The sequence below is a fragment of the Microcystis sp. M109S1 genome, from assembly GCF_020247025.1.
Classification (GTDB): Bacteria; Cyanobacteriota; Cyanobacteriia; order Cyanobacteriales; family Microcystaceae; genus Microcystis.
The window spans coordinates 1-15,384 of record NZ_JADBRW010000297.1; the positions used below are offsets into that span (position 1 = coordinate 1).

The window sequence follows — 15,384 nt, forward strand, 5'->3', positions numbered from 1 at the left end:
TCTGGAATTGGCGTTCAATCCTCTCTTTTTACTCTTTGGAAAGCTCACTTAGAACTTCCTTTTAAACGAGTAAAAGAGCGCATGGACAATCGGTGCTTAATGCGAAGAGGACGTAGAGGAAGACGGATTAACCGCCAACTTTCTTTTAATCTAAGAGCGCATCGACAAAAGCGATTCTCAAATAGAAAACAAGGAAAATTAGCTCCCTCAATCAGAGCCAATCGTCAACTTGAACTTCGAGTCGTTTCCGAACTAACCAAAATCTATCCAATTACCGATATTTACTTTGAGTACATCAAAGCCGATATGCCGATATTGAGCTAACTTCCAGTAGAAAAGGAGCTAAGTCTGGAAAAGGTTTTTCGTCGGTTATGGTCGGACAAAAATGGGCTATTGAGCAACTATCTCAATTGGCAACAGTCCATACTCGCTTTGGTTGGCAAACCTCTAATCTTAGAAAATATTTGCGACTAGTTATTTAGAAAACATGGTAAAACCATTTTTCCTGCCACTACTTGCATAGAGCTAACCCCTGATAACATTGATGAGACCATAGCTCTGATCAAGACAAAAATTGACAATACTCCAAAAGCATTAACAGTTACTGTTTACAATAATAAAGGTGGTATAGGCAAAACCACCACAACCGTAAATCTTGCAGCTTTCCTTGCCTTTTTAGGTAAAAAAGTTCTAGTTTTAGACTTTGATTTTAATCAACGAGATTTAACTCGCTCTCTCCTAAATATAAAACCAGAAGATGTCCTACTAGAAAAGGCTTTAACTGACCGCAATATTGATCTTAGATCAGTGATTCGTCCCTATATTTTTAAGAATACAAAACTACAAATTACCTTCGATGTTGTTCCTGCTGAGCCTAATGGCAGAGTATCCAGAATTTGAGTATAATTCTAAAATGCAAATATACACTCTCCATAGAAAATTAGACTTAGCTAGATATGAATATGATTACATCTTTATAGATGCAGCTCCCAATTGGCGATTTCCTAGCCAGCTGGCTGTTTATGCTGCCGATGTTGTCCTCTTACCCACAAAACATAACAATTCATTCTCCCTTAATAATGCAGCCATTGCCATCAAGAAGTTTCTGCCGCAAATGCAAAATTTGAAAAAAGATGGGACTCCCATAGCCTTACCAATTTTTTTCAACGGTGAGAAGATTACTCAACCACAGTTAGAGCTTGCCCAAAAAGAAATTGATCAAATACTAAAAAATGACAAAACCCTTTTACCCTATTTTTATCCCAGACACACTAATGCCACAAAAGATTTACATATTCATCACTTGCCAGAATACGCTAGGCTCTTCTCGACTTTGTGTGATAATTTTTGCTTATGTAATCCTGAAGTGCTTATTTGGCAAGACTTTTAGGACTATTTTGCGGATATTCTATCAGTATAGACCTCGTTTCCACACAGAAACCAGAAGAGCCTACGCTATTATAGCTAGTGCTGCTTTCGCTCGCGTGCCAGCAGTTTATAAAAATCGTTCCGTTTATGACTACTACAAAGACTTAGCAAAGGAGTATTTTTTACAATGATGGAATATACCGATATTGGTACTTTGAAGTATCTATACCTAGATAAAATATAAATTACCAATGGAACCGATGCTGATAGTTTTTTAATTGAAGTTACTGCTAAACTATTACAGCAGAAAGGTGGACGCAATTGGCTGCCTGTGATCGTCAAAGAACTATCAGAGGATCGCTATGAAGTTATCGGCAACTCATTTGTTTATGCTGTGGCTGAAAGGGCTGGACTAGAAAGAATTTGGTGTATTATTGCCGATGGAACAGAAGATGCTAGGAATATATCCAGAGTTTTGGCAAGAGAAGAAACCCCAAAACTAAATCTGTCAACAGCTTCAAGAGAAGAAATTAAATCTGCTTTACAGTTCTTGATTGAACAACCGAATAGCCCACTAAAAACAGTTAAATTAGCTACTGCTACTGCTAGGATTGATGAGGCTCCCCGTCAATTCTGGAAGAATTTAGACTCAATTGTCGCCCTCAAGTGTGGAATTACAAAAGGGAAGGGATTAGATTTACTCAAAACTGTCTTTTATCTCACTCCTCAATCTCAACAAGATGCAGTGATTGAGGAATTTTCAGAAGAAACTCTCAAACTCAAGACTGTTTCTGAATTAAAGAGTCTAGCCAAAGAAAAGGGAATCGTTGGTTTAAGCAAGATGAAGAAAGCAGAGCTAGTCAGAATATTAGCGCAATAGAAAAAGGAGTATCAATTATGAATTATGAATTATGAATTATGAGTTAGGAAGTGGGAAATGGGGAGAATAAATAGGGTATGCTGAAAAAGTAGGGGCGAAGCATTCGGGCATAACCTATCGCTGAAACCGTAGATTTCCTATCCGAATGCTTCGCCCCGAAGATGCAAGGTTTTGAAGCACGATTCTCTCAAAATCTTGCACCTGTTTCGCGAAACAAGACACTAAAACCCTTACCTCGTCTATATTTCACCATTATTCAGCAAGCCCTAAATAAAAGCAATCTCCTGTCTCGGAGTCTCCTGTCTCCTGACTTAGCCCTTCAGCAATAAATCGCTAATTTCCGACTGGCAATGACCAATTAAACGATTAATCGCTTTTTTTCCTTGTTTACCTTGATAATCTGAGCGATCGCTCTCAGTAATTCGGTAGGGACGACCGATCGCCACCTTGACACGATGATAAAATACAACGGGATGCCAACCATCTTGATCGAATAAAGGTTCCGTGGTATCTAACCAGCGTAGCAAACGCACGGGAAAAGGACTAATGGCAGTTTCCGACTCGGAGAGAATAGCCACAGGTAAGACAGATAAATTCTCCACGGGACAACGTAGGGCTAAATGGGCAAATCCGCTTTGAAAACGGCTAATTTGACGAGGAGGAGTCAAATTTAACATCGGCGATCCACCTTCTGGAAATAAACCGATCCATCGTCCGGACTGTAAAAAATCCGTTGCTTGCCGAAAAAAAGTCTGGTGGCGTTTTTCGGGGGTATCAAAGGGAAAACAGCCCAATTCTCCGATTAATTCCCGCAAAAGCGGCGTTTTTCCCATGTAGTGATGACAGGCGATCGGGAGAGTTTTGCCCAAAGCTTGAATTAAGATCGGCGCGTCCAAAAAGCTACGATGGTTACTTACCACGATCGCCACTCCTTGGCTGGGTAGATTTTCTTGACCGACGGTAAACAGACCCGTGCGGGTGGTATCAAGAATTAAACGAGAGGTAGATAGGGGGGTAAGCAGCTTCATGGAAAAAAAAAATCGGCCTTAAGATTGTTTTTATTGACTTAGATCACAACTAAAGGATAAAACAGAATTAGAGGATCATAAAATATAGGGATTATGTCCCAATCATCTACGGATCAGCCTCGGGGCAGCCTCGTCTATTTAAAAAAATAAATTTCATGAATGATTTGAATGAGCGAAAAACATTTGCTTTGACAACACCTCTTTATTATGTCAACGATATCCCTCACATCGGTAGTGCTTACACGACGATCGTAGCGGATGTTATGGCACGATGGCAGCGGTTACAGGGCAATTCTGTTCTCTTGATTACAGGAACCGACGAACACGGACAGAAAATCGAACGGACTGCGGCAGCCAAAGGACTCAATCCCCAGGAACACTGCGATCGCATTGCCACCAGTTTTGCCAATCTCTGGGCAAAGCTACACATCCAGTATGATCGCTTTAGTCGCACCACTGCCCCCCGTCATCAGGCAATTGTTAACGAATTTTTTGAAAGAGTCCGGGAAAAGGGCGATATCTATCTCGATCGCCAACAGGGTTGGTATTGCGTCGCCTGTGAAGAATTTAAGGAAAAAAGAGAACTGTTAGATAATGGCTGTTGTCCCATTCATACTAATCTGGCCGCCGAATGGCGCGACGAGGAAAACTATTTTTTCCGTCTCTCTAAGTATCAGACACAACTAGAACAACTTTACCGAGAACAACCCGATTTTATTCAACCAGAAAGCCGACGTAATGAGGTTCTCAACTTCGTCAACCAGGGACTACAGGACTTCTCCATCTCTAGGGTTAATGTCGCTTGGGGGTTTCCCATTCCCCACGATGGTCAGCATACCATCTACGTTTGGTTTGATGCCCTTCTTGGCTATGTTACCGCCCTTCTCGACCCCGAAGACGAACCCACCCTAGAAAATGCCTTGGCCAAATGGTGGCCGATCGATCTGCATCTGATCGGTAAAGATATATTAAGATTCCATGCCATTTATTGGCCGGCTATGCTAATGTCGGCGGGTTTACCCTTGCCCAAAAGAGTGTTCGGCCATGGCTTTTTGACCAAAGACGGGCGGAAAATGGGCAAAAGTCTCGGTAATACCCTCGATCCCTTCGATTTGGTTGAGCGCTATGGGGCCGATGCCGTCCGTTACTATTTCGTCAAAGAGATTGAATTAGGACAGGATGGCGATTTTCAGGAAACCAGATTTGTTAATATTCTTAACGCGGATTTAGCCAACGATTTAGGCAACCTCCTCAATCGCACCCTAGGCATGGTTAAAAAATACTGCCAAAATATCCCCCCCCAGTTGACTGGCGTAGATATCCCGAACGAAAATCATCTTAAGAATATGGGGATCAATCTAGGGGTCATTGTTGAACAGAAGTATGATGCGCTACAATTTAATCAAGCCTGTGAGGAAATATTGGCGTTAATTCGCGCTAGTAACAAGTTTATCGATGAGAGTGCGCCCTGGAGTTTATTTAAACAAAAACAACAAGCAGCGGTAGAACAGGTTCTCTACGCAGTTTTGGAATCAGTCAGACTCTCTGCCTACCTACTCTCACCGATAATACCGACCTTGAGCAGTAAAATTTATCAACAACTAGGTTTTGTTATTGATTTTAATACTTTCAGGTCGGAGGACGGAGAAAACTCCCCTGATGGTGTCTCTTTTTCCCAACACTGTCAATGGGGATTACCCACAAATCCACAACTAGGAACACCTGAACCGATCTTTTCTAAACTAGAACTGCCGTTAAACGATTCCTAAAGGAATTTTTTAATAACTCTATTTTTTAAGGTCTGTTGTCCTTTCGGATACAACTGGCAAACACTCAACACTAAACTTTTAACAAACGAGGAAAAATAAAATGTTTGATGATTATGACACGGCCCCAGTCTTCACCCCCGAACAAGTGCTAGAAAATCGCGGTCGTGTGGCGATTTTCATCGATGGTTCCAATTTATTTTATGCGGCTCTGCAATTAGGTATCGAAATTGACTACACCAAATTACTTTGTCGTTTAACTGCCGGTTCTCGTCTCTTGCGCGCCTTCTTTTATACTGGAGTCGATCGCACTAACGAAAAACAGCAGGGATTTCTCCTCTGGATGCGTCGCAACGGTTATCGAGTCATCGCTAAAGATCTAGTACAATTGCCCGATGGTTCCAAAAAAGCCAATCTTGACGTGGAAATTGCCGTGGATTTAATGGCGCTAGTGGGTTCCTATGATACCGCAGTCATTGTCAGTGGTGATGGGGATTTGGCCTATGCTGCCGATTCCGTCAGTTACCGTGGTGCGCGAGTGGAAGTGGTTAGTTTGCGATCGATGACCAGTGATAGTTTAATTAATGTAGCCGATCGCTATGTTGATCTAGATCAAATTAAAGAAGAAATTCAAAAAACCAGCAAACATCACGTTGGTTATAATAATTTCCCCGTCAGTGTCTTGGACCAAGATCGGAGCAGTCGCTAGAAAAATTCGGCAAAAATCAAGTTTAAGGTGGGTAATTCCCACCTTTTTCAGTTATCAGTGACCAGTTATCAGTTATCAGTGACCAGTTATCAGTTATCAGTGACCACTCCCCATCTGCTGAATCCTCAATTAAGCGATACTACTGCGCTTTCTCGCTTCCTTATAAGATGTTCCCACATCCTGTAAACCGACTTTAATCATCTGTTGTTCCAAAAGGGCAAAAAAACGCAGGCGATCGCCACCTTTAATCACTGCTAAATTGTGCGCTTCCGCTAAGGCGATCGGATAACCATAACCTTTTAACACCTGGGCCAGTAAAATACTCAAAGAGCGATCGAGTAATTCTCGCTCCTCCACCACCCAAGCAGGAACCTCTACCCTAGCGATTTCCGTCCCCACATGGAGATAACAGAAGTAAATGCGATGTTCATCCCCATAAAGATCGAGTATTTTCAAAGAACTGCGCCAAAAAGGACTTCTTTGTCCCGGTTCCAATAAATAACCCCAGAGAGAAGCATCCCGGAGAGGATCGACGACGCGACAAGGAGTTTTTTCTGGGTCTAAATCACCGCAATTGATCAAGCAATTGGGAGTATCATGGGGACAAGATTGTAAACGCAGGAAATTTAAGCCTTCCGTGCTACGAGAAGCACTAATATAACCCATAAGCGGGATTTTAGCTGATTTTAAATCGTCCCAAGACTGAAAAATCGGTGGCAAAATTAAATCTTTTGCTTCCGGGGGGAGACTATCGATAAACCAATAGATCAAAGAACCATCCACGAGGGCTAAATTTGGTTCATAATGGGCCCCAGGGGGTTTTACCCAACGAGTAGCCATTTCTGCTAACATTTGGCTTTCTAATACCGTCCGACGATAACTCATCCACTCATCCACGCGAATACCCCACTGTTTAGAAATGTAGAGGTCTTCTGATTTGTAATAGACTTCGGGAATGCTATCGAGCAGAGGGTGTAAATTTTGACCATAGTGCAACATAATCCTACCGATATTAATTAGATAACAGTAGGCGATTTCGTGGTGAGAAGGGGCAATTTGGGAACCATCCGTGGCAAAAACGCTATGACTTTCGGGAGCGGGAAGGATAGTAATGCGGGTGTCGAGAGGTTCGATCGGTAGCGCTACGGAGAAAATTAGGCGATCGTGCCAGTTATGATAGAGTTCTAGCAGTTTTTCCTGTTGCTGTTGCGCTTGTTCTAAAAGAATTTTCGCTCGCTGCACTCGCTCGCGACTAGCTGCCACTTCCTGTTGAAAATGTTGACTAATCCCTGGCATTTTTGCCGCTAATTTCGCAAGATCGAGCATAACTATCCTCTACCTGACTTTTTTTGATTTTATCGCAATTTTGTCAGTTATTGTCAAATTTATCCTTAGTAATCTCCGCTTACAGCAGTTATCTTAATGGTGAGATAGGAAGTTTTCCTTTTGGGGAGTCGCTCGTCAATACCAAAAAGGAATCTTGTGTATTTAGACAATATTTGTCCTTGAGATCATTACAGTTTTGATAAGAAATAATTTGCTCATGTTGCAGTCTACCAACAATAATACCAGGGTGTATTCCTAGTTGTTCGGCAAATTGATTAATAGCTTTTTTACTTAGACAATTATTGGCGATAAATCTCTGCCAATCTGTGGAATTAATTAATAAATTAGCCGCAAAAATATCCGCCTCTTTTTCTTTAATTTTATCTTGAATATCTTGCCCCTCTAAAAATAAAATTCGTTTCCCATGTAATACAATATGACCAGCTTCATGAAAAAAAGAAAACCAAAAATGATCATTTGTTTTGTATCGATCGCTCAATTGAATTAAAGCTTTCTGAGAACCTAACCAACGGGTAGCACCGTGTACCCTTGTTTTCGGAAGTTCAGGAACAAAGACCAAGGCAACTCCCGCTGCCGCACAAAGGTCGATCATTTGCGGTTGAAATACCTTGATCGACTTAACAGTTAACAAACGAATTTGCTGCAAGACATCTCTGAATTTCAACTCGTTGTAATCAGCACAATTAATTTTCGATGCCTCTATTTCTCCTTGACGTAACCATGCTGTTATCGCCCCTTGATCGCTCTCAAATGCCTGAGACTTTCTAAAATCAATCGATAAATTTCTCCCCCAAATCTCCTCCCATTGCTCAGGGGAGACAACGGCAAAAAAAATTAAGCTCTCCCGTAATTGCTCTATTTTATCCTCATAAAACTTGAGCCAGCCTAGTTTAGTCATCTGCCGATAAGGAATTTTTTTTAACCAGCCTAAATAACCTTTTAATCTTTGATTCTCGTTTTTTCTCGCTAAATATTCCCGATAAAGTCTTTCGCGCTCCATCCAGAAACTGGCGGGAGTTCCTAACACTAACTCTATCTGTAAAGCGGTATCGCTAGTAATCTCCGCTTTACCTTTTATGATCTCATTGATAGTCTTTCTCGGTCTGCCCATGCGTTGGGCGAGTTCCGATTGAGACATATTTCTTTCTTCTAGGATTTCAGCAAGGGTTTCTCCCGGTGGAGAAATAAAATCCGGTGCATATCTGTTCTCAATAGTATTAGTCATGGGTGTCATCTATGCCAATAATTACGACTGCGGTTACTTTCTTCCAATCAATTCCTCCGTCTGCTTTTTGAGGAATCGGTATATTAGCCGGCTCAAAAATTAGTCTGAGGGGATGAACTAAATCTAAAGATAGTTGTCCAGCACGGTTATATAACAATTCGTGGCAACGTCCTGGTAGCGCTCGCATTTCCTCTAGGACAATAACTGCTTTTAAGTCGTCGAGTCTTTGCCTGATTTTCTTAGCCATCTTCTCTCCATACTGTTTTTTCAGCAGCCTTTGGCTATTGCATTCGTTCTCAAATTTTTTTTCCTTAAATACAATATCCATTGTAGATGACCCTTGTAATATTGTTAACCCTAAAGGTTAACAATATTTTATGGCAGCACATCTGTGGTGCATACAGTACAAAAGCTCTAGATATAGCGTTAAGAGCTAACAGTCTAGACACCAATTCTGAAAATGAGGTTAGCTAGAGACAGTTTTTCAGACATTAGCCGATTAATTAGGCGATAATTATCGCTACAATTGCATGATCAAGCCAAAACAACGAAGCTGTAGTTTTATCGCCTAATAACGCTCGAATTAAGTGCCGCCGCCGCCCAAGAAAAAGACAATCTCTAACATCTAAACCGGAGAAAAGCACAATAAGCGACTTGACAACAAGAGCAACAATTTGGTATAATGACCTTTTGTCAACGATTTGACCTTCGGTAATAGGAGTTCAGAGTAACCTTAGATACAGCCCTATCATGCCCACCATTCAGCAATTAATACGCGACGAAAGATCCAAAGCGAAAAGAAAAACCAAATCTCCCGCCCTCAAACAATGCCCCCAACGTCGGGGAGTTTGTACAAGAGTATATACCACCACACCGAAAAAACCCAACTCAGCCCTACGGAAAGTGGCTAGGGTACGTTTAACCTCTGGATTTGAGGTGACAGCCTACATCCCCGGGATCGGTCATAACCTGCAAGAACACTCCGTCGTCCTAATTCGGGGCGGTCGGGTTAAAGATCTGCCCGGAGTCAGATATCACATCATTCGCGGCACCCTCGATGCCACCGGGGTGAAAAACCGTCAAAAGGCGCGGTCTAAGTACGGAACCAAACGCCCCAAACCCGCCGCTAAATAAACAGGAAATTGATTAACCAAAAAAATACTCCCACCGAGTCGGTCAAAGTTAACCCAAGAGACTGAAGACTCGCAGGAGAGGGTTTGAGATGGGCTGTAATCATCCGACTGTCAAGCAAAAGTTAAAGTTAACCTAGAAAATTCAGGAATATTCCGATGTCTCGCCGTAAAAACGTCAAAAAACGTCCTATTCCCCCCGATCCCGTTTATAATAGCTGTTTAGTCAGCATGACCATCCGCCGGATCATGCGATCGGGCAAAAAATCCCTAGCCGCTAATATCGTTTACGATGCCCTGAAAACCGTCGGCGAACGTACCGGTCAAGAACCCCTAGAAGTATTTGAAAAAGCCGTTAAAAACGCCACTCCCCTAGTGGAAGTGAAAGCCCGCCGGGTCGGTGGAGCCACCTATCAAGTACCGATGGAAGTACGGAGCAATCGTGGTAGTACTTTGGCACTACGCTGGTTGGTTCATTATGCTCGGACTAGAGGCGGCAAAACCATGGCAGGTAAACTAGCCAACGAGATCATGGATGCGGCCAATGAAACCGGCGGCACGATCAAAAAACGGGAAGAAACCCACCGGATGGCAGAGGCAAACAAAGCCTTTGCCCACTATCGTTACTAAAAAGATACTTTAGAGATACTTTAAGGGCGGTGGACCACACCGCTGCCGCCAAAAAACTGTCAAGAAAAGTATAGAATTGTAAATAGTGTAAAAAATCCTAGAACAAAATCCCATCACTGGCAAGCAAAGCAAGGAGGTTGCTGTGGCACGGACTATCCCGCTAGAGAGAGTGCGAAACATCGGAATCGCCGCTCATATAGACGCGGGCAAAACAACGACAACAGAAAGAATCCTGTTCTACACGGGAGTCGCTCATAAACTGGGCGAAGTCCACGACGGAACGGCAATTACCGACTGGATGGAACAGGAACGGGAGCGAGGAATCACCATCACCGCCGCCGCCATCAGTACCAGTTGGCAAGATCATCGCATCAACATCATTGACACCCCCGGCCACGTCGATTTCACCATTGAAGTGGAACGGTCCATGCGGGTACTCGATGGAGTGGTGGCGGTTTTCTGCTCTGTTGGTGGTGTACAACCCCAATCAGAAACCGTCTGGAGACAAGCCGATCGGTACAAAGTACCCCGGATTGCCTTTGTCAACAAAATGGACAGAACGGGAGCGAACTTCTTCAAAGTTTACGAACAATTAAGAGATCGCCTCAGAACTAACGCCGTTCCCATCCAAATGCCGATCGGCGCGGAAAGCGAACTGAGCGGGATCGTTGATCTCGTCAAGATGCGCGCCTATATATATAAGGACGATCTAGGGAAAGACATAGAAGAAACCGACATTCCCGAAGACTTATTGGAAAAGGCCGAAGAATTCCGCGTGCAGCTGGTGGAAGCTGTAGCGGAAGCTGATGAAGAACTCCTAGAAAAATATCTAGAAGGTGAAGAACTCACCGAAGCCGAAATCAAACGCGGTCTGAGAGAAGGGACGATTGCTGGTACAATTGTTCCCGTCCTCTGCGGCTCGGCTTTCAAAAACAAAGGGGTACAACTGCTCCTCGATGCCGTTGTCGATTACCTACCCTCACCCTCGGAAGTAGCCGCCGTTAAAGGGATTCTTCCCGATGGCAGCGAGGCAATCCGGGAAGCCAAGGACGATGCTCCCTTCTCGGCTCTCGCCTTCAAAATCATGGCCGATCCCTTCGGTCGTTTAACCTTCCTACGGGTCTATTCCGGTGTACTAGCTAAAGGCAGCTACGCCTACAATTCCACCAAAGGAACCAAAGAACGGATCGCTCGCCTGATCGTCCTCAAATCCAACGAACGGATCGAAGTGGATGAACTGCGCGCCGGTGATCTAGGAGCGGCGATCGGACTGAAAAACACCATTACCGGGGATACCCTCTGTGATGATAAGAACCCGATTATCCTAGAATCCCTCTTTATCCCCGAACCGGTTATCTCCGTGGCGGTGGAACCGAAAACCAAACAGGACATCGAGAAACTCAGCAAAGCCCTGCAAGCTCTCTCCGATGAAGATCCCACCTTCCGGGTCAAAGTTGATCCCGAAACCAATCAAACGGTGATCGCCGGGATGGGAGAACTGCACCTGGAAATCCTGGTCGATCGGATGCTCCGGGAATACAAAGTCGAAGCAACCGTGGGCGCTCCCCAAGTTGCCTATCGGGAAACCGTGCGGAAACCTGTACGGGCCGAGGGTAAATTTATCCGTCAAAGTGGCGGTAAAGGACAGTACGGCCACGTCGTCATCGAACTCGAACCGGGTGAACCGGGATCTGGCTTTGTCTTCGTCTCCAAAATTGTCGGTGGTGCTATCCCCAAAGAATACATCAACCCGTCAGAACAAGGGATGAAAGAAGCTTGCGAATCGGGGATCGTAGCGGGTTATCCCGTTATCGACCTGAAAGCAACCCTTGTGGATGGTTCTTTCCACGATGTGGACTCCTCCGAGATGGCCTTTAAGATTGCCGGTTCCATGGCGATCAAAGAAGCGGTGATGAAAGCTTCTCCCGTTCTCCTAGAACCGATGATGAAGGTCGAGGTGGAAGTACCCGAAGACTTCATCGGTAACGTCATCGGTGATCTTAACTCCCGTCGGGGACAAATCGAAGGTCAAGAAACCGAGACCGGCATCGCCAAAGTCTCCGCTAAAGTTCCCCTAGCGGAAATGTTTGGTTACGCCACTGATATTCGCTCCAAAACCCAAGGACGGGGCATCTTCACGATGGAATTTAGCCATTACGAAGAAGTCCCCCGCAACGTGGCCGAGACGATTATCACCAAAAGTAAAGGGAACGGCTAATCAGTGACCAGTGACCAGTGAGCAGTGAGAATAAACCGATCATTTAAAGTTGGTCGGTCAACCCTAATAACTGCTAACTTAAAACTGATCTCCGGTGACTGATTACTGTTCACCCAGCTGAAGAAGAAAAAAAAACAAAGGAACAGAAAGTAAATGGCACGCGCTAAATTTGAACGGACGAAACCCCACGTTAACATCGGCACGATCGGTCACGTTGACCACGGCAAAACTACCCTCACCGCCGCTATCACTATGACCCTAGCGGCTCTGGGTAATGCCCAAGCTAAAAAATACGATGAAATCGATGCCGCTCCTGAAGAAAAGGCTCGCGGGATCACCATCAACACCGCTCACGTTGAGTACGAAACCGCTGATCGCCACTATGCTCACGTTGACTGCCCCGGCCACGCGGATTATGTAAAAAACATGATCACCGGTGCGGCACAGATGGACGGTGGTATTCTCGTGGTCTCGGCCGCCGATGGCCCGATGCCCCAAACCCGGGAACATATCCTGCTGGCTCGTCAGGTGGGTGTACCTAACCTGGTGGTCTTCCTCAACAAAAAAGATATGGTGGACGACGAGGAGTTACTGGAACTCGTAGAACTGGAAGTACGCGAACTTCTCACCAATTACGACTTCGCTGGCGACGATATCCCCATTATTGCCGGTTCTGCGAAAGAAGCCCTCGAGTACATGACCAAAAATCCCAAGGCCCAAAAAGGCGATAACGAGTGGGTGGACGCAATTTATGAATTAATGGAAGCGGTAGATAGCTATATCCCCACCCCCGAACGGGATATCGATAAACCCTTCCTGATGGCGGTAGAAGACGTATTCTCGATTACTGGTCGGGGGACGGTGGCTACCGGTCGGATCGAACGCGGTATTGTGAAAGTGGGTGATAACGTGGAATTGGTCGGGATCAGAGAAACTCGCCCCACCACCGTCACCGGGATCGAAATGTTCAAGAAAAGTCTTGACCAAGGGATGGCCGGTGACAACGCTGGTATCCTCCTGCGTGGTATCCAAAAAACCGACATCGAGCGCGGCATGGTTATCGCTAAACCGGGTACAATCAAACCCCACACCCAGTTTGAAGGTGAGGTGTATGTGTTAAGTAAAGAAGAGGGTGGTCGTCACACTCCTTTCTTTAAAAACTATCGTCCTCAGTTCTATGTACGGACAACTGACGTAACTGGCACTATCCAAGACTACACCGCCGATGATGGCAGCACTGTAGAAATGGTCATGCCGGGAGACCGGATCAAAATGACCGTGGAACTGATCAACCCGATCGCTATTGAACAGGGTATGCGCTTCGCTATTCGCGAAGGTGGTCGCACCATCGGTTCTGGCGTTATCTCGAAAATTATCAAGTAGGCTAATCTACTAATTAACGGGGCAGTGAATTTAAAAGCTGCTCCGTTACTGTCTTTATCTCGTACCTTGACAATTGCAATAGGTGAAATTATGGCTACGTTACAACAACAGAAAATTCGCATTCGTTTGAAAGCTTTTGACCGGCGCTTACTCGATACTTCCTGTGAGAAGATTGTCGATACTGCCAATAGAACTAACGCCACGGCGATCGGACCGATTCCCCTACCGACCAAAAGAAAGATTTATTGTGTCCTGCGTTCCCCTCACGTTGACAAGGACTCCCGTGAACATTTTGAAACCCGCACCCATCGCCGCATTATTGATATTTACCAACCCTCTTCTAAGACAATCGATGCTTTGATGAAATTAGATTTACCCGCAGGGGTTGATATTGAGGTTAAATTGTAAAAAATGCCAAAAAGATGTTATCGCTAACATCTTTTTTTCTTAGAGACTCTTTGTTATGGTGTTTCTCGTCTAGTTTGTGTGGGTGAGAATTGGTACTATACCAAATCCGTTTTTAATAGTATGATTAACTCCCAATCCAACTTTAAAAACCCGCTCCCTTCTCTCCACTTCCCACTTCCCACTTCTAGGGTTTCGGTTGCTCTTGAACTCAGGCTAAAATCAAATATTGATACTATTGGGTATGCGAGAGGGTTTCAGGAAAATATAAGGCGTAAATCGGGTTAAATTGCGCCGCTCGATCTCATTTTCGATCGCTGTTAATTTAGCTCGGAAAACCGCCAAAATTGGGTAAGCACGTTGATCTGGGAAAGCACTTCGGGATGGATAACCAAAACGGTTAAATTGAAAAGCTGTTAAAGTCTGCATAATTTCCAATTGATAAGCGGCTTGGGCCTGGGGCGGCAAAAGACGGAGAATATAATTTATATCCACTTCCTCAGCTGCTTTGGGAGGGGATTGATAACCCGCTAGGGGAATATTGGGGCTAAAGGCGAGATAATCGTATTGAGGATAATTAACCGCCGCGTGTTGTGGTCCGGCCACAAAAATTATCTGGGTGACAACTTCAACTAATTTGGCTAAAGTGTCTAATTCTCCGTCAGAAACTAATTTTTTGATGCCTCCACCTTCAGATGACATCAATTTTCGCGCCCAAGCTTGTAATTCTGTATCCTCGTTTACGTCCGCGTCGGAAGTATAGTAAAGACTTAGGTAATCTTTGACGTAGGTTTCCGTAGCTTGCCAAAGCAAGAGAGCATCGTCTCGGTAGGGGTAATCTGGTAGTAGCGAGGTATCCTGGACTTGGCGCAATGCTAATTCCTTTGGTAGGGCATAATCGGCGAAATTATCCAATCTTTGACGATAGGAACTCTTAATTAGCTCGATAGATGCTTCTAGCGTCCCCGCTAATAGACGATCAACGAATCCGCCCGGGTTAATTAACTCGCTCTCGGCTAAACTATTAATAGCGAGGGTAAATTGAAAATGAGGTCTTAATAGAATTGCCAGAGGATGATTAAGTGCTAACTCGGTAGCTGTGGCTAAAACAAAAGCTTCCGCTACTAAATGGGTATGGCTGAGGTGACTAACTAATTCATCGAAAATTTTGGGTCTGAAACCCCGTCGTTCTACGACGGCTTTACCGTTAAATACTAGCGCATTTACCAAATATATGCTAAAATGTGAGACATGGAAAAAGCCTACTCGTTTCGATTTTACCCCACACCCGAACA

Annotated in this window: 14 protein-coding genes and 2 pseudogenes; 11 read left to right on the plus strand and 5 right to left on the minus strand. The window is 44.4% G+C overall.

What is annotated here, in order from left to right:
- The 4 genes and pseudogenes from IM322_RS14865 to IM322_RS14875 all read left to right on the plus strand — a co-directional run.
- A pseudogene (locus tag IM322_RS14865) lies at window positions 1–473 on the plus strand (RRXRR domain-containing protein); the annotation flags it as partial.
- A gap of 1 nt (window position 474) precedes the next feature.
- Window positions 475–1,312: pseudogene (locus IM322_RS14870) on the plus strand (ParA family protein); the annotation flags it as partial.
- 85 nt (window positions 1,313–1,397) lie between these two features.
- Window positions 1,398–1,559, plus strand: coding sequence for a hypothetical protein (locus IM322_RS23740; RefSeq protein WP_502863625.1), 162 nt, complete (start codon window positions 1,398–1,400; stop codon window positions 1,557–1,559).
- Between the two features lie 53 nt (window positions 1,560–1,612).
- Window positions 1,613–2,248, plus strand: coding sequence for a Rho termination factor N-terminal domain-containing protein (locus tag IM322_RS14875; protein WP_287675569.1), 636 nt, complete (start codon window positions 1,613–1,615; stop codon window positions 2,246–2,248).
- Between the two features lie 311 nt (window positions 2,249–2,559).
- On the opposite strand, the gene IM322_RS14880 is transcribed toward IM322_RS14875, so the two are convergent.
- Window positions 2,560–3,276: a lysophospholipid acyltransferase family protein gene (locus IM322_RS14880; protein WP_287675562.1), complete on the minus strand. Its 717-nt coding sequence runs from the start codon at window positions 3,274–3,276 to the stop codon at window positions 2,560–2,562.
- A gap of 155 nt (window positions 3,277–3,431) precedes the next feature.
- Between IM322_RS14880 and metG the strand changes: the two genes are divergently transcribed.
- Together metG and IM322_RS14890 are read left to right on the plus strand one after the other, a co-directional pair.
- Entirely contained in the window at window positions 3,432–5,045 is a 1,614-nt protein-coding gene (metG, locus tag IM322_RS14885; RefSeq protein WP_287675563.1) for a methionine--tRNA ligase, read from the plus strand.
- Between the two features lie 100 nt (window positions 5,046–5,145).
- Window positions 5,146–5,751, plus strand: coding sequence for a LabA-like NYN domain-containing protein (locus IM322_RS14890; RefSeq protein ID WP_002739868.1), 606 nt, complete (start codon window positions 5,146–5,148; stop codon window positions 5,749–5,751).
- 129 nt (window positions 5,752–5,880) lie between these two features.
- Here IM322_RS14890 and IM322_RS14895 read toward each other — a convergent pair whose 3' ends face one another.
- The 3 genes from IM322_RS14895 to IM322_RS14905 form a co-directional block, all read right to left on the minus strand.
- A complete protein-coding gene (locus IM322_RS14895; RefSeq protein ID WP_079207433.1) occupies window positions 5,881–7,077 on the minus strand; it encodes a DNA double-strand break repair nuclease NurA in 1,197 nt (398 codons plus the stop codon).
- An 88-nt stretch (window positions 7,078–7,165) separates the two neighbouring features.
- The gene (locus tag IM322_RS14900; RefSeq protein WP_287675564.1) at window positions 7,166–8,323 is read right to left on the minus strand and encodes a HigA family addiction module antitoxin; all 1,158 of its coding nucleotides are present in this window, start codon (window positions 8,321–8,323) and stop codon (window positions 7,166–7,168) included.
- The gene (locus IM322_RS14905; protein ID WP_287675565.1) at window positions 8,316–8,651 is read right to left on the minus strand and encodes a type II toxin-antitoxin system RelE/ParE family toxin; all 336 of its coding nucleotides are present in this window, start codon (window positions 8,649–8,651) and stop codon (window positions 8,316–8,318) included. The genes IM322_RS14900 and IM322_RS14905 overlap by 8 nt, the downstream gene beginning before the upstream one ends.
- Window positions 8,652–9,073: 422 nt before the next feature.
- On the opposite strand from IM322_RS14905, the gene rpsL reads away from it, so the two are divergent.
- From rpsL to rpsJ, 5 genes are all read left to right on the plus strand, one after another.
- Window positions 9,074–9,457, plus strand: coding sequence for a 30S ribosomal protein S12 (rpsL, locus tag IM322_RS14910; RefSeq protein WP_002740176.1), 384 nt, complete (start codon window positions 9,074–9,076; stop codon window positions 9,455–9,457).
- 155 nt (window positions 9,458–9,612) lie between these two features.
- Window positions 9,613–10,083 carry a 30S ribosomal protein S7 gene (gene rpsG / locus IM322_RS14915; protein WP_002758831.1) on the plus strand — a complete coding sequence of 157 codons (471 nt, stop codon included), beginning with the start codon at window positions 9,613–9,615 and terminating at the stop codon, window positions 10,081–10,083.
- 142 nt (window positions 10,084–10,225) lie between these two features.
- Window positions 10,226–12,301, plus strand: a complete 2,076-nt coding sequence (gene fusA, locus IM322_RS14920) for an elongation factor G (protein WP_287675566.1) — start codon at window positions 10,226–10,228, stop codon at window positions 12,299–12,301.
- Window positions 12,302–12,454: 153 nt separating this feature from the next.
- Window positions 12,455–13,684: an elongation factor Tu gene (gene tuf, locus IM322_RS14925; RefSeq protein ID WP_287675567.1), complete on the plus strand. Its 1,230-nt coding sequence runs from the start codon at window positions 12,455–12,457 to the stop codon at window positions 13,682–13,684.
- Window positions 13,685–13,774: 90 nt separating this feature from the next.
- A complete protein-coding gene (rpsJ, locus tag IM322_RS14930) occupies window positions 13,775–14,092 on the plus strand; it encodes a 30S ribosomal protein S10 (RefSeq protein ID WP_002800099.1) in 318 nt (105 codons plus the stop codon).
- 219 nt (window positions 14,093–14,311) lie between these two features.
- Here the strand turns inward: rpsJ and IM322_RS14935 are convergent.
- A partial coding sequence (locus IM322_RS14935; RefSeq protein WP_287675568.1) for a lipoxygenase family protein occupies window positions 14,312–15,384 on the minus strand: 1,073 nt, incomplete at its 5' end.